Raw genomic sequence first — 18,600 nt, forward strand, 5'->3', positions numbered from 1 at the left:
TTTACTAAAACGGCTTAATCTAAGTAGTTTTTCTCAAACACGCCCGGCGGCATTTGATTGATTTGAAACTGAATCATTTGGTCAAATGCCGTTAGCAAAGGGCTAAAGTCGCCATCACGCTCTAACAAGCTAAGTAAATGATAGCCAGCTTCAACGGTTGAAAGGCTATTTTCACTGGGTGCTTTGCGAATTCGGTAATTACCCTTGAGATCTTTCGGTAAATGAACCGTGTTCAACGCATGCAAGTTACTCGATACTTGCCACATCTTGAATGCTTTCTTCCACGTGCCATCCAATAAAATCACACGCAGCTTCTTATTGGGAGATGTCGCCGACTCAACTGAAACAGAGTTTTCGCTTGGGTATAAAATCACATGTTGATACTGTTCATCGCACAACAATGCGTTGAGTTGTTCGTTGTCTGAAAAGTCTTCGCCAACAAACGTCACGCTGTTATTAAGAGATAACGAGAGAATACGCGCTGTTCCCATCGGACGATGCTCTTCTGATGGGTGCTGAAGAATGATAAGCTCAACATTCGATTCGAGTGGTGTAACCCACTGACAAATACAAGCTTTCAAAGCCTTGCTGCATTGGGGGCAATAACGAGACATGGATTTAATGTGTACCCTGTTTTAATTTTCATTTCACTTTTATGCGTCTTATTCCAATTTGAGCCAATACAAGCTTGGGTCGTTTGGGATAGCAATGCGATTGCCGATGGGCAATGGTGGCGAATCCTAACAGGAAACTTTTCACATACCAACTACTCGCATCTTCTGATGAATCTAGCAGGCTTGTGGATCATCAGCTACCTGTTTCAACCGAGTAAAAAACAGCTTGTTGTTGCTTTGCTTGTGATCAGTTTAGTGACTGGCGTCGCTCTGTTGTTTTCAAGTATTCAGATCTACGTTGGCCTATCGGGCACTTTGCATGGGTTGTTTGGCTTATTCGCGCTCAGAGAGGCTTTAAACGGCAGGAAGTCTAGTTGGCTGTTAGTATTCGGATTAGTCGCTAAAATCGCTTGGGAGCAGCTTATTGGCCCTTCTAGCACGACTGGTGAACTGATTAATGCTCGTATCGCGATTGAAGCCCACCTAGCAGGTGCATTGGCCGGAGGCTTCATATCTATCGCTTCATTTCTAACAAGTAGAAAAACGGGTCAAAGTTGAATTCTTTCGCGGTTCTTTTCAACCGTCGCTTCACCTATCCCTTTGACACTCACCAAATCATCAGCAGTAGTAAATGCCCCGTTCTGATCTCTGTAATCGACGATTTCTTTGGCTTTCTTGTCACCCACGCCAACCAATAGTGCTGAAAGTTCTTCTGCCGTCGCGGTATTGATGTTGACCGTAATCTCAATGCCTTCGTAAAGCTCAGCCTTGGTTGGGCTGTCTGCAAACACGGCAGGGCTTAAGAGCATCAGAAATGAAAGAATTAGTGTTGAATATATCGTGCGCATAAATAGTTCCTTTGTTCAAAAAACGTAACTTATGCATTTGCCGCGCTAGATAACACAATCACCAGATAAAAATAAAGCGGATCACCTAAGTGACCCGCTTCGTTATACATCTTATTTTCATCAGCTTGTTTGTTGGCTCACAAATCTGAATTAAAGCCTAACAATCACGTGTTGATTTCAGTAGTAAGCTCTAACTTGAGCTTGCTACTGAGGTAATCAAACGCTTACTGACCTTGACCCACTACGTAGTATTCAACGTCTGCGTTTTTACGAAGTACGTTTAATACGTTAGTCAGGTCTTGCTGGTTACCAACTCGCTCCAACTGTGCACCAATTTGAGTGCTGTAGGCTGGGTTGATCTCAGCCGTTACTTTAGAAAGCTCAACAACAACGATATTACCGTCTTGGTCTTTAGATTGACCGAACACAGCTTGACCTGCTTCTGGTTTCGCTAGAGCGAATACAGATGCCGCTAATGGCGAGTTACGGTCAATCGTTTCAAGTTCAGTGAACTCAAGGTTGTTGTCCGCTAGTACTGCTTCATTGCCTTGCTCAAGTTCGTTCACTAGAGAAACACCTAGCTCAACCGCTTGCTGCTCTGCTTGTACAGCAGACAGTGCAGCGACAACTTGATCTTTCACTTCAGCTAGAGGAAGAACTGTCTCATCACGAGTCTCTTCTACACGAACAACAATTACGTGCTCAGGTGCAACTTCGATAACTTCCGAGTTTAGACCGTCTTCTTTCACTTCAGGGCTCAAGATAGCTTGCATAACTGCAGGCGTCATCAGAACTTCTGGAGCGTCAACTTGAGAGATGAAATCTGTCGTTGTGATCTTCGCGTTGATAGCTTCTGCAGAATCATCTAGAGAATCTGGGAATTCAAACGCTACTTTTTCTAGCTCAGTTTGTTGCTCGTAGAACTGATCAACTGCGTGTTGGTCTAGAAGCTCTGTCTTAATCTCTGCCGCTACTTCAATGTAAGGCTGAGCTTGAGACGCTTTTAGTTCGTCTAGCTTGATGATGTGGTAGCCGAAATCAGATTTAACTAGGCCAGTAGTATCGCCAATATTCTCAAGAGCGAAAGCCGCGTCTTCGAATGCAGGGTCCATAACATCGCGCTCAATCCAACCTAGATCACCGCCAACGTCTGCACTACCGAAGTCGTCAGATTTCTCTTCCGCTAGCGTAGCAAAATCAGCGCCTGCATTTAGCTCGTCTAGGATTGCCTGAGCTTTCGCTTCGTCATCGCCTTGAACTAGGATGTGGCTAACTTTACGTTGCTCTTCCGTTGAGTACTTGTCTAGGTGCTCTTGGTAGTATTTCTGTGCTTCTTCATCGCTTACTTCAAGCTGAGACTTAAGCGCTTCAGCAGAAAGCTCAATGTAAGATACCTTAGCTTGCTCTGGACGAGTGTAAGCTGCTGGGTTCTCTTGGTAGTACTGTTCGATTTGCTCGTCAGTTAACTCGATGTCTTTTGCAAGGTCAGCAACAGACAGTGTCACTGTGCGAATGTCACGAGTTTGTGCGATAAGCTTGCTCTGAGTATCGATTTCGCCCTGAAGAACGAATTCACTGCCTTGAAGTGCAGTCACAAGCTGGTTGCGCATAAGGTCACGACGCATGTATTCAGCGAAGCTCTCTGCGCTGAAACCTGCACGACGTAGTGCCGATTGGTAAACTTCTTGGTCGAATTGACCCGCCGTTTGGAACTGAGGCATTTCTAGAATCATGGTGCGGATTTGAGAATCACTGATTCGTAGGCCTAGAGACTCAGCTTGCTGCTCAAGCAGTACGTCATTGATCATGCGATCAAGTACTGATTTACGGAAAGACTCTACGTAAGCAGGGTCTGCAAGCATTTGCGCGAAGTAATCGCCAAGTTGAGACTGCATACGATTACGTTCGTTTTGGTAAGCCTGTTCGAACTCACCACGAGCAATTTCTGTGTTGCCAACTTTAGCTGCTGCGTTGTTACCGCCACCGGTGATGTAGCTGCCTACACCTGCGAATACGAATGACAGGATAATCAACCCAAGGATAATTTTTACCGCGATGCTATTCACGCCTTCGCGTAATCGATCCATCATAATTTAAGTGCTCTCCGGATATGAAGCATTGGCTTCAAAATAAAAATCTATTCACGCGATATTATCAGAAAAAGAAATGCGCATCAGTAGGATGCGCATAATTTAAATAAGTTCAATGTGCTTTGTACACATACTGTTTAAGAATGAAACATCATTTTTCAAACAGTAAACGCATTTTACTGCCTTCCCCTCTTAAATGGAGGTTTCAGCAGTGAAAATTAGTTACATGCGTCTTTAAGTGCTTTACCCGCTTTGAAGCCAGGTACTTTAGCTTCTGCGATTTGGATCTCTTCACCAGTTTTTGGGTTACGACCTGTACGAGCAGCACGAGTACGAACACTGAAAGTACCAAAGCCAACAAGTGCAACTTGGTCACCAGATTGTAGCGTTGTGCCAACTGCTTCGATGAATGCGTCTAGAGCGCGGCCAGCTGAAGCTTTAGAGATGTCTGCGTTTTCTGCGATTGATTCTACTAGTTGTGTTTTATTCACTGTTTTTCCCCTATGTGTCATCTGTGACTACTTCTGATGACTGTACGTTCCATTTTGGTTTTAATTTAGCCGCAAGCCTTATTGCAAAAGGGCTGCCGCTTTGATCAATAACTTAGCGTCCAAAAAAAACGCTGACAAGCCTTTTCGGGCCTATCAGCGTAATTCTTTACTTATTTTTGCTATGCATCACTATTTTTTCACGTCAAACTCGACCCCTGACGGATCTCGTTCTAGCGCGACTTTGAGTACTTCATCAATCCACTGAACCGGGATCACCTTCAAGTCAGCGATTACGTTGTCTGGAATCTCTTCCAAATCACGCTCATTGTCTTTAGGGATCAGTACAGTTTTGATGCCGCCACGGTGTGCAGCAAGCAGTTTTTCTTTCAAGCCACCGATAGGTAAAACTTCACCACGAAGGGTAATTTCACCTGTCATACCGACCTCTGCTTTAACCGGGTTACCCGTCAAGCTAGAGACAAGTGCAGTACACATTGCGATACCCGCACTCGGGCCATCTTTCGGTGTAGCACCTTCTGGTACGTGAACGTGAATGTCACGTTTTTCGTAGAAATCTGAGTTGATACCCAGTTTTTCAGCACGAGAACGAACCACTGTCATTGCCGCTTGAATCGACTCTTTCATCACGTCGCCAAGTGAGCCAGTTTGCGTTAGCTTACCTTTGCCCGGCATTGCTTCGGTCTCGATAGTCAGTAGATCACCACCCACTTGAGTCCACGCTAGGCCTGTTACTTGACCGATACGGTTGCTTTCATCCGCTTTACCGAAGTCGTGGCGTTGAACACCTAAGTACTCTTTCAGGTTATCAATGTTAACCGTTACAGACTTAAGATCGCTGTCTAGCAAGATGTTCTTCACTGCTTTACGACAGATCTTTGAGATTTCACGCTCTAGGCTACGTACACCCGCTTCACGCGTGTAGTAACGAATGATGCCGATGATTGCAGAGTCTTCAATCTCAATTTCATGAGGCTTAAGACCGTTGCGTTGAACTTGCTTGTCCAGTAAATGGCTCTTAGCAATGTTCAGCTTCTCATCTTCTGTGTAACCAGATAGACGAATCACTTCCATACGGTCCAGTAGAGGCCCAGGAATGTCCATCGAGTTCGATGTTGCCACGAACATAACATCTGACAGATCGTAATCTACTTCTAGGTAGTGATCGTTAAATGCGTTGTTTTGTTCTGGATCTAGAACTTCTAGAAGTGCTGAAGATGGGTCGCCACGCATATCAGAAGACATCTTATCGATCTCATCTAATAGGAACAGTGGGTTCTTAACACCAACTTTAGACATCTTCTGGATCAGTTTACCCGGAAGTGAACCGATGTACGTACGACGGTGACCACGAATCTCAGCTTCATCACGAACGCCACCAAGTGCCATACGCGTGTACTTACGACCCGTTGCCGCAGCAATCGAACGACCTAGCGAGGTTTTACCTACACCAGGAGGACCAACAAGACAAAGGATTGGGCCTTTTAGCTTGTTGATACGGTTTTGTACTGCCAAGTATTCAAGAATACGTTCTTTAACACGCTCTAAGCCGTAGTGGTCTTCGTTTAAGATCTCTTCCGCTTTCGCTAGATTCTTTTTCACTTTTGAACGCTTAGCCCAAGGAACGCCCACCATCCAATCAATGTAGCTACGTACTACTGTTGCTTCAGCAGACATTGGCGACATCATTTTCAGTTTTTGCAGTTCTTGCTCGGTTTTTTCACGAGCTTCTTGAGGCATCTTGGAGTCTTCGATCTTCTTCTTCAGAGTCTCGAATTCATCAGGAGCGTCGTCCATCTCGCCAAGTTCTTTCTGAATCGCTTTCATTTGCTCATTCAGGTAGTACTCACGCTGAGATTTTTCCATTTGCTTCTTAACGCGGCCACGAATGCGTTTTTCAACTTGCAAGATGTCAATTTCTGACTCCATTTGGCCCATCAAGAATTCCAGACGTTCAGTCACATCTAAGATTTCTAGAACGTGCTGCTTGTCTACCAGTTTAAGTGGCATGTGTGCAGCAATCGTATCAGCAAGGCGAGCTGCCTCATCAATACCGTTCAGAGATGTTAGAACTTCTGGTGGAATCTTTTTGTTCAGCTTAATAAAGCCTTCGAATTGATTGATCGCGCTGCGAACAACCACTTCTTGTTCTTTTTCGTCAAGTTCTGAGGTTACAACGTATTCTGCGTCCGCTAAGAAAAACTCACTTTCTTTGAATTGGTGAATTTTTGCACGCTGCTGACCTTCGACAAGCACTTTAACAGTACCATCAGGGAGCTTTAGTAACTGAAGAATGGTAGCGACAGTACCTACTTTAAATAGGTCGTCAATTGAAGGCTCATCAGTGTCCGCTTCTTTCTGCGCTACAAGTAGTACTTGTTTGTTAGCTTCCATTGCCGATTCAAGGCAAGTAATCGATTTTTCACGACCAACAAACAATGGAATAACCATGTGTGGGTAAACCACTACATCACGTAGAGGTAGCACGGGGATTTCGATACGCTCGGAACGTTCCAAGTTCATATATTTCTCTCTTCCGCTTTAACTTATAAAGCAGTATATGGGGCTTAAACGACTGGATTCAATGGAAGAATAAAAAAAAGGAGGTAATTGCTTACCTCCTTTTTCAATTTGAGTGACTTGTCTAAAAAAGACCTACTCTGCAACAGCTGCTTGGTTATCTGAGTTGCTGTAAATTAATAGTGGTTCTGACTCACCATTAATTACCGACTCATCAATCACAACCTTGCTTACATCAGTTGAAGATGGCAGTTCGTACATAGTTTCTAGTAGAACACCCTCCAAGATAGAGCGTAGACCACGAGCACCCGTTTTACGGTTCATTGCTTTCTTAGCAATGGCACGTAAAGCGTCTTCACGGAATTCTAGCTCTGTATCCTCAAGCTCAAATAATGCAGCGTATTGTTTTGTCAGTGCATTCTTTGGCTCACAAAGGATTTGGATTAGCGCTTCTTCATCAAGCTCTGTCAGTGTTGTTGTAACAGGTAGACGACCAATGAATTCAGGAATTAGACCATACTTCACTAGATCTTCAGGTTCTACTTGAGTGAACAATTCACCGATAGTTTTAGTTTCGTCTTTCGAACGCACTTCTGCGCCGAAGCCGATACCTGAACCTGTTTCTACACGTTGCTCAATCACTTTATCTAGGCCTGCAAACGCACCACCACAGATAAATAGGATCTTAGACGTGTCCACTTGCAAGAACTCTTGCTGTGGATGCTTACGACCACCTTGAGGTGGAACTGAAGCAACTGTACCTTCAACAAGTTTTAGTAGAGCTTGCTGTACACCTTCACCAGACACGTCACGCGTGATTGATGGGTTTTCAGCTTTACGAGAAATCTTGTCGATTTCATCGATGTAAACAATGCCGCGTTCCGCTTTCGCTACGTCGTAATCACATTTCTGAAGCAACTTCTGGATGATGTTTTCAACATCTTCGCCCACGTAACCCGCTTCGGTTAGTGTTGTTGCGTCTGCCATTGTGAAAGGAACGTCTAGGAAACGAGCCAATGTTTCAGCCAGTAGTGTTTTACCACTACCAGTAGGACCGATAAGAAGAATGTTACTCTTACCTAGCTCTACGCCTTCAGCTGTCGTATCACCATTACGTAAACGCTTGTAGTGGTTATAAACTGCAACTGCTAGCACTTTCTTCGCGTATTCTTGACCGATTACATAGTCGTCAAGATGCTCACGAATCTCACGCGGCGTTGGCAGCGATTCCGATTCTTTCTTAGGAAGAACATCTTTAATTTCTTCACGAATAATGTCGTTACAAAGATCGACACATTCATCACAAATGTAAACAGAAGGACCTGCGATTAACTTGCGAACTTCGTGTTGGCTTTTGCCACAGAAAGAGCAGTAAAGCAGTTTACCGCTACCACCCTCTTTGCTTTTATCTGTCATTCGCTAACCTCTTAGCCTTAACTCTCTATGCTTGAGTGTATATCAATTTGAATCACTTTGCGTTAAACAATTGCCCTGCAATTATTGACCGCGGTGATTAAGAACTGAATCCACCAAGCCGTATTCTACTGCTTGATCAGCAGACATGAAGTTATCACGATCTGTATCGCGCTCAACAACTTCTAGAGGCTGACCTGTGTGCTCTGCCAATAGTTTGTTTAGCTTTTGTTTGATCGTTAGGATCTCTTGCGCGTGAATTTGAATATCAGACGCTTGGCCTTGGAAACCGCCAAGTGGCTGGTGAATCATTACACGTGAGTTTGGAAGCACGTGACGCTTACCAGGAGTACCACCCGCTAGTAAGAATGCACCCATAGAGCAAGCTTGACCCATACATACTGTGCTCACGTTTGGCTTGATGAACTGCATTGTGTCGTAGATAGACATGCCTGCTGTTACGCTACCGCCAGGTGAGTTGATGTAAAGATAGATATCTTTGTCTGGGTTTTCTGATTCCAAGAAAAGCAGTTGAGCCACGACAAGATTTGCCATGTGGTCTTCCACTTGACCTGTTAAGAAAATGATACGTTCTTTTAATAGACGAGAATAAATATCGTAAGAACGTTCACCACGGGAAGTCTGTTCAACCACCATAGGAACTAGTGCGTCCATAATCGATGGCATTGTATTTTTTTCTTGGTAGCTCATATTCTTATGTCCCTAAAATAAATGGCCCGAATGATTAAATCATACGGACCATTGTTAGCAGAATTGTTGACCGTACGTCAACCTTCTACGTCAGATATTACTATATTAAGCAGGTTGCTGATTCATTAGCTCGTTGAAGCTAACTTCTTTATCAGAAACTTGAGCTTTAGCGATGATTGCATCAATAGCTTGCTCTTCTAGAGCAACGTTGCGCATGTTGTTCATCATTTGCTCGTTTTGCTCGTAGTAAGCAATAACTTCTGTTGGATCTTCGTATGCTGTAGCCATCTCTTCGATGATAGCTTTAACTTTCTCGTCGTCAGCTTTTAGCTCTTCAGTCTTGATTACTTCACCAAGTAGAAGACCTACAACTACGCGACGTTTAGCTTGCTCTTCGAACAGCTCACGTGGAAGTTGGTCAGCAGCTTCAGTGTTGCCACCGAAACGTTGAGCAGCTTGTTGACGTAGAACACCGATCTCTTGATCGATTAGAGCAGAAGGTACGTCGATGTTGTTTTCGTTAACTAGACCGTCGATAGCTTGCTCTTTGATGCGGTTCTTAACAGCTTGCTTAAGCTCACGCTCCATGTTCTTACGAACTTCAGCTTTAAGACCTTCAACGCCGTCAGTTGCGCCGAACTTAGCAACGAATTCTTCGTTTAGTTCTGGAAGTTCACGAGCTTCAACTTTGTTTACTTTGATTGCAAACTTAGCTGCTTTACCTTTTAGGTTTTCAGCGTGGTAATCTTCTGGGAAGTTTACGTCGATTTCGAATTCCATACCTGCTGTTTTACCAACGATACCGTCTTCAAAACCAGGGATCATGCGACCAGCGCCCATCTCTAGTGGGAAGTTCTCAGCTTTACCGCCTTCGAACTCTTCACCGTCGATAGAACCAACGAAGTCGATAGTTGCACGAGAACCAGCGTCAGCAGCAGCTTCAACTTCAGTCCAAGTTGCTTGTTGCTTACGTAGAGTTTCGATCATCTCTTCAACGTCAGCTTCTTTAACTTCTACTGCTGGTTTCTCAACAGTGATGTTTTCTAGACCTTTCAGCTCAACTTCTGGGTAAACTTCAAAAGTTGCGTTGAATACTAGGTCAGCGCCTTCGTTGTTTTCAACTGGTGCGAAAGTAGGTGCGCCAGCTGGGTTGATTTTCTCTTTAACGATCGCTTCGATGAAGTGACGTTGCATTACTTCGCCCATCACGTCTTGACGTACTGCTTTGCCGTACATTTTAGCAACCATCTTCATTGGCACTTTGCCTTTACGGAAACCATCGAAACGACGGTTTTTCGCGATGTTGCGTAGTTCAGCTGTAACTGCATCTTCGATGTTAGCAGCAGGAACAGTAATATTAAGACGGCGCTCTAGGCCTTCTAGCGTTTCAACAGTAACTTGCATTATATAAACCTCAAAACTGGCTCAGTAATCTGAGCATATGAGCCGTAACTTAGCTTTAATTCAAAAGCAGACGTTGTTGGCTGCATCCTTGTGTAGTGCTCTATCCGAACACCTAATTTAAAATCGAGCATTGATGTCTGAATTGATTATTCAACCAAACACCAGACTAATCAGCGATATCTTCGTTCTTCACACATCGATTAAAACGCAATAAAGCTTGTTTTCAGAAACAAGAAAGGTATCTCCGATTAGCCTCAGGACAGAAATTTTAGACGCGACATTCTAGCGATCTGTTTAATCTCTGTCGAGCCGTTCACCTCTGCATGATGATGAATGCTCTAAATTCGTCCAACTAAGTGATACAAAAACGATCAAATCATCACTTAGCACAACAGAAATGGGGACAATAGCGACTTTTTCAAGGGAATCGAGGGCTTTTTTTGCTAAAAACCTTAAAAAGAGATCTTGCTCTTGTTTTACCCCTCAGAGTCGATAACTTTTTCAACAATCCCCGTTACAAACCCTTAACCTACATCCATCTGTTCACTCTCTGCTTTCAGCAAAAACTACCGCTATTTGCTACCATAAACGAGAGAAGACAGGCTTGATTGTTTACCAAAGAAATCAGCGGAGAGCCTTCATGTTTCAAGCTTTTAAAATCCCAATACTGTTAATGGTCACATACAGTTTACTGATGGTGTTTGGCGGTCATTGGGTGTGGAGCACGAGCCATGAAAGTTTGTTAAATGATCATCAATCTAAGCTGGACCGCTTTTCTGTTCATATTTCAAGCCAATTGGATAAGTTCGCGCACATTCCCGAGCTGCTTTCAAAAGACAAAGAGCTGGTCGATGCCCTGCACTCTCCAAGTAACTCTGCGCAAATCGAACTCACTAATCGTTATCTAGAGCACGTAAACTCGGTGATTCAAGCATCCGACACCTACCTACTAGACAGTATCGGCACCACCATTGCAGCCAGTAACTGGAATCAACCGCGTTCTTTTATTCGTCGTAACTTTGCTTTCCGCCCCTACTTTCAAGAAGCGATTATTGGCAATGAAAATCAATATTTTGCGCTAGGTTCAACCTCTGGAAAGCGAGGCTATTATTATTCTTACCCCGTCTCCTATGCCGCCGAGATTATTGGCGTCATTGTCGTAAAGATGGATTTATCGCTGATTGAAGCAAGTTGGAAAGGCAAACAGAGTTTTTTTGTTGCTGACGATAAAGATCAAATTGTATTTATGTCGAGTAACCCTGAGTGGCTGTTCAAAAGCCTTCAGCCGCTAAGCGAAGTACAACACACTCGAATTCAAGAAAGCAGGCAGTATCTCGATACAAAAATAGAAAGCCTGCACTTCTCCGGCGATTTAGACAGTGCCACCAGTCGTATTGAGTCGCCACACAAACTCGTCCAAGAGCAGTTCTTTAGTTCTTCGCGTTTCCTAGCCGAACCAAGACTCACCATACGGGTATTTTCTCCAACCCACTTAGTTTGGTGGGACTTGGTTGCTTACCTTGTGGTTTTGAGCCTAATCTTTGCGATTATTTATCTAACAATGCAGCTCAACCACCATAGACAACAAAGACGAGCACAGATAGACAGGCTGCAATCCGAAGCCAAGCAAAAACTCGAATTTCAAGTGCTTGAACGTACATCGGAGTTACATGTTGAGATCAAACACCGTATCGAAACCGAGCATGTTCTGAGGCAAACCCAAGACGAGCTCATCCAAGCCGCCAAACTAGCAGTGCTAGGGCAGATGTCAGCGAGCATCAGTCACGAACTGAATAACCCGCTTGCCGCGATTCGCAGTTATGCCGACAACGGCCGATTGTTTCTTGCCAAAGAAAAAACCGATCGTGTCGATGACAATCTATCGCGAATCTCGGCACTCACTGATCGTATGGCGAAAATCAGCCACCAGCTTCGCTCGTTCGCCAAAAAATCTACTGCGGAAGAGCTACACACCTTACAAATACTCCCAGTTTTACATTCATCGAAAGAGCTGATGAAGCCACAACTCAAGAGCGAGCGAGTTAAGGTCAACGAACTCCCTGAGACCTTTGATGCTTGCGTGCTCGCCAACGCCATTCAACTGGAACAGGTGATCATTAACCTGCTGACCAACGCGATTCAGGCGGTGGAACAACAAGATGACAAACAATTAGCTATTCTGTTAGAGATTAGAGAGTCCGACCATCAACAAGCCAATACCTTGCTAATTCATGTCGATGATAACGGCCCCGGCTTCACCTCCCCTTCTAGCGGAAACTTTTTTGAACCCTTCCATACCACCAAGAAAAACGGACTTGGACTTGGGCTATCGATTTCTCAACAAATAATCAACGGAATAAATGGCAAGCTCGTTACCGGTAGTAGCCCTCAAGGCGGTGCTCGAATCAGCATAGAGTTGCCCCTTGTTGGACATGAACAGCAAACAAAAACTCAGCAATAACCAGAATACAAAGAAGTAAAGGAATCACTATGTGTCACGTCTATTTCATTGATGATGAATCCGATCTAAGAATGGCGATTGAACAGAGCTTCGAGCTCGCCGACATTGATGCCGAATTCTTTCCCGATGCGGAGTCTGCTCTGCTCGCGATTCAAGAAAACGGCTTACCTCACGTGATCATCACTGATATCTGTCTACCAGGTCTATCCGGGCATGATCTGCTCAACACCGTGATGCACAAAGACAAAGAGATCCCCGTGATCATGATTACTGGTCACGGCGATATTTCAATGGCCGTTCAAGCCATCCAATACGGCGCCTATGACTTCATTGAAAAACCTTTCGCTAATGAACGCCTAATCGAAACCACTAAGCGAGCGATAGAAAAACGTCAGCTCACACTAGAGAACCTTGAGTTAAAACGTTCACTCAAAGCCAGCCAAGCGCTCGGCCCTAGAATCATTGGTGATACGCAATCCATGACTGAGCTGCGCTCCATCATCACCCATATTGCCGACACCAATGCCGATATATTATTGTTTGGCGAGACAGGTACAGGTAAAGAGTTAGTAGCACGTTCTCTGCATGAACAAAGCAGCCGTCGAGAGCAAAACTTTGTCGCGGTCAACTGTGGTGCTGTTCCTGAAAACCTGATTGAGAGTGAACTGTATGGCCATGAAAAAGGGGCATTCACGGGCGCAGAAAGCAAGCGAGTGGGTAAATTCGAGTTTGCTCAAGGCGGAACTCTATTCTTAGATGAAGTTGAATCCATGCCGATGCAGGCACAAATTCGCCTATTACGCGTCTTACAAGAACGCGTTATTGAGCGAGTTGGTTCAAACGGTTTAGTGCCACTAGATATTCGAGTGATAGCAGCAACCAAAGTCGACCTAAAGAAAGCCGCTGAAGAAGGCTCTTTCCGCCAAGATCTCTATTATCGACTCAATGTTGTGACCTTAGATTTACCGCCGTTAAGAAGCCGACAAGAAGATATCCCAGCACTCTTCCACCACTTCTTACTGGTCGCTGCGGCGCGTTATGGCAAGACTGCCCCTGCCCTTCCACAAAAGGAGCTGCACGCACTTTTGGCTCATGATTGGCCGGGAAATGTTCGAGAATTACGTAATACTGCAGAGCGTTTTGTACTTTTAGGTAAGCTTTCTCACTTATCAGACAGCGCCACTGAAACTACTCAAGAACTGTCTTTGGCAGAATTGGTATCTGACTTTGAAAAAAACACGTTGAAGCAGGCACTTATTGAATGCAATGGCAGTATAAAAGAGACCATGGAGAGGCTGCAATTACCGAGGAAAACCCTCTACGATAAGATGCAAAAGCACCAGCTAACGAAAGAATCTTATAAGGTAGAACCAAACTAAATTAGATTTGGGAGCAAGATCACCTATACTTATTTCGACAACAGGATGTTATGCAATAAATATAATAAGGAAGTGGTTATGGGTGAGAAAACAAAAGTGCCATCGATTACCGATACTTTCGAGATAGATGGTATTTTTTATGCTGACAATCATGTCGATCTACACACGCCAGAATTAGAGGCAAAACGCGCTTTGTATGAGCAGATAAAGCCTCATTCAAATCGTGGCAGAAATATAGATGTGGAGGTCTAGCGACCTCCTCATTTTTTATGGATTAAATTCCATGTCAGTGAATGACTCAAATAGCTACTTGGTTATGATCTCTGGTCCCATCAAGGTGGTTGGTAACCATGTTGATACCCAAGGTACGTAAGTGACGATAATCAGGAATAAGAACATCACCCCAACCCACGGCAATGCGGCTTTTACCACGTTCATCATCGACATCTTCGCGACACCTGCGGTCACAAACAAATTGAGCCCGACAGGCGGCGTTATCATCCCTATCTCCATGTTCACCACCATCATGATACCTAGGTGAATTGGGTCGATACCGAGCGCAATTGCAATTGGGAATACCAAAGGAGCAACGATGATCAGCAAGCCTGATGGCTCCATGAACTGCCCACCAATCAAGAGTAAAACGTTTACTACAATCAAAAAGGTGATCGGACCCAAGCCCGCAGATAGCATAGACTCAGTGATCATTTGAGGAATGCGTTCTTCGGTCAGTACATGCTTAAGAATCAGAGCATTGGCAATGATAAACAGCAGCATGATCGTCAGCTTGCCTGCATCGTAAAGCGTGTCTTTGGTGTCTTTATGGAAAAACGTTTGGAACACCTTGACCAGCGCTGGTTTGGTGTTGTTCTTGTCCGCAAACGGTCCCATATCTTTATAGATAAAGTTGGCAATAAAGAAGGCATACACCGCAGCCACTGCCGCCGCTTCTGTCGGAGTAAAGATGCCACCGTAGATACCACCTAAAATGATGACAATCAGCAGCAAACCCCAGCTCGCATCTTTCGCAGCTGCGAACATCTCGCCCCAGCCCACAAATGGCTGTGCCGGAATCTTCTTAATACGTGCTGCGATGTAGATAGCAATCATCAACATCACACCCGCCAGCAAACCAGGAATAACGCCACCTAAGAACATACGACCTACCGATACATCGGTCGCCGCCGCGTATACCACCATCACGATGGACGGTGGAATCAAGATCCCCAACGTACCTGCGTTACAGATAACCCCTGCCGCGAACTCTTTTGAGTAGCCGTTTTTGATCATACCTGCGATAACGATACTACCGATCGCCACTACCGTTGCAGGAGATGAACCAGAAAGGGCTGCGAACATCATACATGCCACAACCGACGCCATCGCCAAGCCGCCGCGGAACCAACCTACCATCGCGATAGCAAAACGGATAATACGTTTCGCCACGCCACCAGTAGACATGAAGCTAGAGGCCAAAATAAAGAAAGGAATCGCTAAGAGTGTGTAGTGGCCTGCAAATGCATTAAACAGCGTTTGTGCGACTGAAGCTAATGACGCATCTGAGTGCATCAATAAGAATATTACGCTCGATAAACCGAGGGAAATTGCAATTGGTACACCGACCAACATGAAAGCAATTACCATTAAAAATAGAAATAACATTGCCATGATTAGTCTTCCTTACCGTTAGATTTTGTACTCGACTCATTCGCTTTGTTCTGCGGAGTCGAATTCAATACCGCTGTCGCATCTTCGTCAGAGCCCGCTAGCACGTCTGCTTTCAACGCATCCAGCTCTTCTTCGGCTTCGTGTCCTGCAATCATGCGGTCAAGCTTGCCTGTTACGACTTGGTAAGCAACTTGAGCAAAACGGAACGTTAGCATTGCCATACCAATCGGCAGCGCCATATAAGGAATAAAACGTGGCAGTTTCTCGTATCGCTCGCCTTCATTCAGCCAGTCAGCAAGAAACTGAAGCATCTCTGGCATTGGAATATCGTCGGTCTCGTACCATGCGCGATCGGTCGCGAATGGGTACCAATAATTCCAAGAACCGATAAGAAGTAGAATTGAAAAGGCCAGGCAGCTTGTAACGGCAATCAACGCATACACTTTACGTAGCTTTTCTGGGGCAAGGTTGATGATCACATCAACACCAATGTGGAAGTGTTTTTTAACGCCATAAGATGCGCCCACTAACACCATCCAAGCGAACATGAACACAGTCAGTTCTAGTGCCCACAAGATATTGCCATTGAATGCGTATCTGAATACCACATTAGCAAAAGTAAGTAGCGTCATTGCGCCGAGGAAAAATGCGATTAATGACTCTTCAATCACATCCGTAACTCTTCCGACTTTGGAAAAAAGAGAGGTTTCCAGTGCTGATTCGCTAGAATTTGGTTGTTCCATTTGAGGATTATCCATAATTGACTCCGCTTATAGTTATTTTAATAAGGAGTGGCGAAATGCGCGCCACTCCCTTAGCGGTGTTATTGGTTTGAAGCTAACGCTGCATCGATAAGGTCTGAACCGATGTCTTTTTCAAACTTCTTCCATACTGGTTGAAGTGCAGCTACCCATGCTTCACGCTGTTCAGGCGTAAGTGTACGAACCTCACCACCGGCTTCGATGATGTTATTTTTGTTCGCTAGGTTAACTTTTGAAGATTCTGCATTACGTGTTTCAGAGACTTCTTGAACGATAGTGCCAAGCTGTGTACGTACATCTTCAGGTAGGTCTTTCCAGAAGTCGTTTGACGTTACCACTAGGTAATCCAAGATACCGTGATTGGTTTCAGTTACGCCGTCTTGTACTTCAAAGAACTTCTTACCGTAGATGTTTGACCATGTGTTCTCTTGACCATCGATAACCTTAGTTTGCAGGCCGCCGTAAACTTCTTTGAAAGACATCTTCTGTGGGTTAGCGCCTAGTTGTTCAAACTGAGCCACCAATACATCCGATGCTTGAACACGGAATTTCAAACCTTCCGCGTCTTCAGGGTTGATAAGAGGCTTATTCGCCGACATCTGTTTCATGCCATTGTGCCAAAACGCTAGACCTTGAAGGCCACGACGCTTCATCGCATTCTTCAGTTTTTCGCCAGATTCTGAGTTTTGGAAACGGTCAACGGCTTCTACGTCTTCAAATAGGAAAGGAAGGTCAAAAATGCGGTATTTCTTAGTGAACTTCTCAAATTTTGACAACGATGGCGCCGCCATTTGAACATCACCATTTAACAGGGCTTCCAGTACCTTATTATCATCGTAAAGTGTTGAGTTAGGGAAAACTTGCATACAAGCTTTGCCATTCATTTCCGTGTTTACTCGCTCTTCCAGTAAAGAAGCGGCAATGCCTTTCGGGTGCTTATCGGTATTGGTTACATGACTGAATTTAATCACGATTTCACCTGGATCACAGTTTGCAGCAGCATTAAAACTTGTGAGCGCCAGAGCAGAGACAGACAGCAGGGTAAGAGGCTTAAACATTATTATTCTCCTTAGTAAACAAAACAGCCCTTCAATGGGAACTGCGTGCTTTCACTAAGGCAATTAGCGCGCCACATTGACACAAATCATTAACAACCCTTTAACCATAAGGCTTCATGATATCTGCCTGCTGCAATCACCAACTCGCTGCAAAAATCAATGGGTGGGAAATGACACATAGAATATTTGTAAATGGGTGGGAGTTGACCAACGTATTAGTAATGAATTAGGCCAAATGAGGTCTGACCAAAAGCGAGTTTGGCTATGATGCCTTGAAGTAATTTCAACCTATCCTGTAAAGTGCTGCACAACTTAGCCAGATTTACCACTTCACTACTTAACAAGAGTTGATACCAATGAGTCAGATCTACCATCACCCAGTACAAATTTACTATGAAGATACCGATCACTCAGGTGTGGTTTATCACCCGAACTTTCTTAAATACTTCGAGCGTGCGCGCGAACATGTCTTGGGTAGCGATAAACTGGCAGAATTGTGGAATGAGCAAGGATTAGGTTTTGCGGTCTATAAAGCCAACATGACTTTTCAAGATGGAGTTGAGTTCGCTGAGATCTGCGACATCCGAACCTCTTTTGAACTCGATGGAAAATACAAAACGCTATGGCGACAAGAAGTGTGGCGCAAAGATGCAACTAAGCCTGCGGTGATTGGTGATATCGAAATGGTTTGCCTAGATAAAGACAAGCAACTGCAGCCCGTACCTGCTGAAGTATTAAAAGCGATGCTTGGCGAAACGAGCTAACTTCGTCTCACCAAACTAGCTTAAAAGAGATGAGACAACGAAAAGGTTCTCATCTCTATCTGCATGGGTAGCAAATTTCCACCAAGCGTCACCGCAAAGCGATACTGTTCATCCAGCCGCCCTAAGCAACACTGCCAATCTGTAGAACTATCGTCTTGTTGAGCAGAATCCAAATTCAACCCAATCCCGCTATGTAGCCTGATTTCGCGATACAAGCCTGATTGAAAGCCTGACGAACTGAGTTCCACTACTTGCTTGGTCAAAAATGTTCGCTTGGTCAAATTAGAGAAATCGAACGAGAAGCTTCGCAACGATGTGGCTAGCCCCTTGCCTGTCGCTTTGATATACGACTCCTTCAGCGCCCAAAGATCGAAAAAACGCTCTCTCTGCAGTAATGCCG

16 protein-coding genes and 2 pseudogenes are annotated in these 18,600 nt (G+C 44.6%); 5 read left to right on the forward strand and 13 right to left on the reverse strand.

From position 1 onward, the window contains the following. Positions 1–14: 14 nt before the first annotated feature. Positions 15–614 carry a tRNA-uridine aminocarboxypropyltransferase gene (locus AB4585_RS03665; RefSeq protein ID WP_017060615.1) on the reverse strand — a complete coding sequence of 200 codons (600 nt, stop codon included), beginning with the start codon at positions 612–614 and terminating at the stop codon, positions 15–17. A 9-nt stretch (positions 615–623) separates the two neighbouring features. Here AB4585_RS03665 and rrtA point away from each other — a divergent pair, with 9 nt between their 5' ends. Then, positions 624–1,172, forward strand: coding sequence for a rhombosortase (gene rrtA, locus AB4585_RS03670; RefSeq protein ID WP_017060616.1), 549 nt, complete (start codon positions 624–626; stop codon positions 1,170–1,172). Here the strand turns inward: rrtA and AB4585_RS03675 are convergent. The 8 genes and pseudogenes from AB4585_RS03675 to AB4585_RS03710 form a co-directional block, all read right to left on the reverse strand. Further along, positions 1,163–1,462 carry a helix-hairpin-helix domain-containing protein gene (locus tag AB4585_RS03675; protein ID WP_017060617.1) on the reverse strand — a complete coding sequence of 100 codons (300 nt, stop codon included), beginning with the start codon at positions 1,460–1,462 and terminating at the stop codon, positions 1,163–1,165. The genes rrtA and AB4585_RS03675 overlap by 10 nt on opposite strands. Positions 1,463–1,686: 224 nt before the next feature. Beyond that, positions 1,687–3,552, reverse strand: a complete 1,866-nt coding sequence (gene ppiD, locus AB4585_RS03680) for a peptidylprolyl isomerase (protein ID WP_372155429.1) — start codon at positions 3,550–3,552, stop codon at positions 1,687–1,689. Between the two features lie 218 nt (positions 3,553–3,770). Then, complete coding sequence (locus tag AB4585_RS03685; protein WP_012604504.1) at positions 3,771–4,064, reverse strand: HU family DNA-binding protein; 294 nt, start codon at positions 4,062–4,064, stop codon at positions 3,771–3,773. A gap of 168 nt (positions 4,065–4,232) precedes the next feature. Continuing rightward, a complete protein-coding gene (gene lon, locus AB4585_RS03690) occupies positions 4,233–6,584 on the reverse strand; it encodes an endopeptidase La (protein WP_017060619.1) in 2,352 nt (783 codons plus the stop codon). Positions 6,585–6,716: 132 nt separating this feature from the next. After that, entirely contained in the window at positions 6,717–7,997 is a 1,281-nt protein-coding gene (gene clpX / locus AB4585_RS03695; protein WP_009847283.1) for an ATP-dependent protease ATP-binding subunit ClpX, read from the reverse strand. An 81-nt stretch (positions 7,998–8,078) separates the two neighbouring features. Further along, a complete protein-coding gene (gene clpP, locus AB4585_RS03700; protein WP_004736080.1) occupies positions 8,079–8,705 on the reverse strand; it encodes an ATP-dependent Clp endopeptidase proteolytic subunit ClpP in 627 nt (208 codons plus the stop codon). 105 nt (positions 8,706–8,810) lie between these two features. Next, the gene (gene tig / locus AB4585_RS03705) at positions 8,811–10,109 is read right to left on the reverse strand and encodes a trigger factor (RefSeq protein WP_017060621.1); all 1,299 of its coding nucleotides are present in this window, start codon (positions 10,107–10,109) and stop codon (positions 8,811–8,813) included. Between the two features lie 294 nt (positions 10,110–10,403). Beyond that, positions 10,404–10,586, reverse strand: a pseudogene (locus AB4585_RS03710) (hypothetical protein); the annotation flags it as partial. Between the two features lie 163 nt (positions 10,587–10,749). Between AB4585_RS03710 and AB4585_RS03715 the strand changes: the two are divergent. The 3 genes from AB4585_RS03715 (at position 10,750) to AB4585_RS03725 (ending at position 14,201) form a co-directional block, all read left to right on the forward strand. Next, complete coding sequence (locus tag AB4585_RS03715; RefSeq protein WP_017060622.1) at positions 10,750–12,570, forward strand: ATP-binding protein; 1,821 nt, start codon at positions 10,750–10,752, stop codon at positions 12,568–12,570. A 29-nt stretch (positions 12,571–12,599) separates the two neighbouring features. Further along, a complete protein-coding gene (locus AB4585_RS03720) occupies positions 12,600–13,949 on the forward strand; it encodes a sigma-54 dependent transcriptional regulator (protein ID WP_102393527.1) in 1,350 nt (449 codons plus the stop codon). Positions 13,950–14,027: 78 nt separating this feature from the next. Then, positions 14,028–14,201 (forward strand): hypothetical protein, encoded by a 174-nt coding sequence (locus AB4585_RS03725; protein WP_170962805.1) that lies wholly within the window; start codon positions 14,028–14,030, stop codon positions 14,199–14,201. Between the two features lie 54 nt (positions 14,202–14,255). Here AB4585_RS03725 and AB4585_RS03730 read toward each other — a convergent pair whose 3' ends face one another. The 3 genes from AB4585_RS03730 to AB4585_RS03740 all read right to left on the reverse strand — a co-directional run bounded on the left by AB4585_RS03730 (position 14,256) and on the right by AB4585_RS03740 (position 17,436). Further along, on the reverse strand, positions 14,256–15,617 hold the full coding sequence (locus AB4585_RS03730) for a TRAP transporter large permease (RefSeq protein ID WP_017060625.1): 1,362 nt from the start codon (positions 15,615–15,617) through the stop codon (positions 14,256–14,258). A gap of 2 nt (positions 15,618–15,619) precedes the next feature. Beyond that, on the reverse strand, positions 15,620–16,375 hold the full coding sequence (locus AB4585_RS03735; RefSeq protein ID WP_372169357.1) for a TRAP transporter small permease: 756 nt from the start codon (positions 16,373–16,375) through the stop codon (positions 15,620–15,622). 65 nt (positions 16,376–16,440) lie between these two features. Next, the gene (locus tag AB4585_RS03740; RefSeq protein ID WP_004736072.1) at positions 16,441–17,436 is read right to left on the reverse strand and encodes a TRAP transporter substrate-binding protein; all 996 of its coding nucleotides are present in this window, start codon (positions 17,434–17,436) and stop codon (positions 16,441–16,443) included. Positions 17,437–17,792: 356 nt separating this feature from the next. Between AB4585_RS03740 and AB4585_RS03745 the strand changes: the two genes are divergently transcribed. Beyond that, a complete protein-coding gene (locus AB4585_RS03745) occupies positions 17,793–18,200 on the forward strand; it encodes a thioesterase family protein (RefSeq protein WP_016767075.1) in 408 nt (135 codons plus the stop codon). A gap of 20 nt (positions 18,201–18,220) precedes the next feature. Here the strand turns inward: AB4585_RS03745 and AB4585_RS03750 are convergent. After that, positions 18,221–18,589 (reverse strand): annotated as a pseudogene (locus tag AB4585_RS03750) (4'-phosphopantetheinyl transferase superfamily protein); the annotation flags it as partial. Between the last annotated feature and the right edge of the window lie 11 nt (positions 18,590–18,600).

Origin of the sequence: Vibrio sp. 10N.222.49.C9 (assembly GCF_041474985.1) — a bacterium.
Taxonomy (GTDB): Bacteria; Pseudomonadota; Gammaproteobacteria; order Enterobacterales; family Vibrionaceae; genus Vibrio; species Vibrio crassostreae_C.

Bases quoted from the DNA above. Each gene is read 5' to 3' on its own strand.
- AB4585_RS03665 (WP_017060615.1), bottom strand. From the start codon at position 614: ATGTCTCGTTATTGCCCCCAATGCAGCAAGGCTTTGAAAGCTTGTATT.
- AB4585_RS03675 (WP_017060617.1), bottom strand. From the start codon at position 1,462: ATGCGCACGATATATTCAACACTAATTCTTTCATTTCTGATGCTCTTA.
- ppiD (WP_372155429.1), bottom strand. From the start codon at position 3,552: ATGATGGATCGATTACGCGAAGGCGTGAATAGCATCGCGGTAAAAATT.
- AB4585_RS03685 (WP_012604504.1), bottom strand. From the start codon at position 4,064: ATGACACATAGGGGAAAAACAGTGAATAAAACACAACTAGTAGAATCA.
- lon (WP_017060619.1), bottom strand. From the start codon at position 6,584: ATGAACTTGGAACGTTCCGAGCGTATCGAAATCCCCGTGCTACCTCTA.
- clpX (WP_009847283.1), bottom strand. From the start codon at position 7,997: ATGACAGATAAAAGCAAAGAGGGTGGTAGCGGTAAACTGCTTTACTGC.
- clpP (WP_004736080.1), bottom strand. From the start codon at position 8,705: ATGAGCTACCAAGAAAAAAATACAATGCCATCGATTATGGACGCACTA.
- tig (WP_017060621.1), bottom strand. From the start codon at position 10,109: ATGCAAGTTACTGTTGAAACGCTAGAAGGCCTAGAGCGCCGTCTTAAT.
- AB4585_RS03715 (WP_017060622.1), top strand. From the start codon at position 10,750: ATGTTTCAAGCTTTTAAAATCCCAATACTGTTAATGGTCACATACAGT.
- AB4585_RS03720 (WP_102393527.1), top strand. From the start codon at position 12,600: ATGTGTCACGTCTATTTCATTGATGATGAATCCGATCTAAGAATGGCG.
- AB4585_RS03725 (WP_170962805.1), top strand. From the start codon at position 14,028: ATGGGTGAGAAAACAAAAGTGCCATCGATTACCGATACTTTCGAGATA.
- AB4585_RS03730 (WP_017060625.1), bottom strand. From the start codon at position 15,617: ATGGCAATGTTATTTCTATTTTTAATGGTAATTGCTTTCATGTTGGTC.
- AB4585_RS03735 (WP_372169357.1), bottom strand. From the start codon at position 16,375: ATGGATAATCCTCAAATGGAACAACCAAATTCTAGCGAATCAGCACTG.
- AB4585_RS03740 (WP_004736072.1), bottom strand. From the start codon at position 17,436: ATGTTTAAGCCTCTTACCCTGCTGTCTGTCTCTGCTCTGGCGCTCACA.
- AB4585_RS03745 (WP_016767075.1), top strand. From the start codon at position 17,793: ATGAGTCAGATCTACCATCACCCAGTACAAATTTACTATGAAGATACC.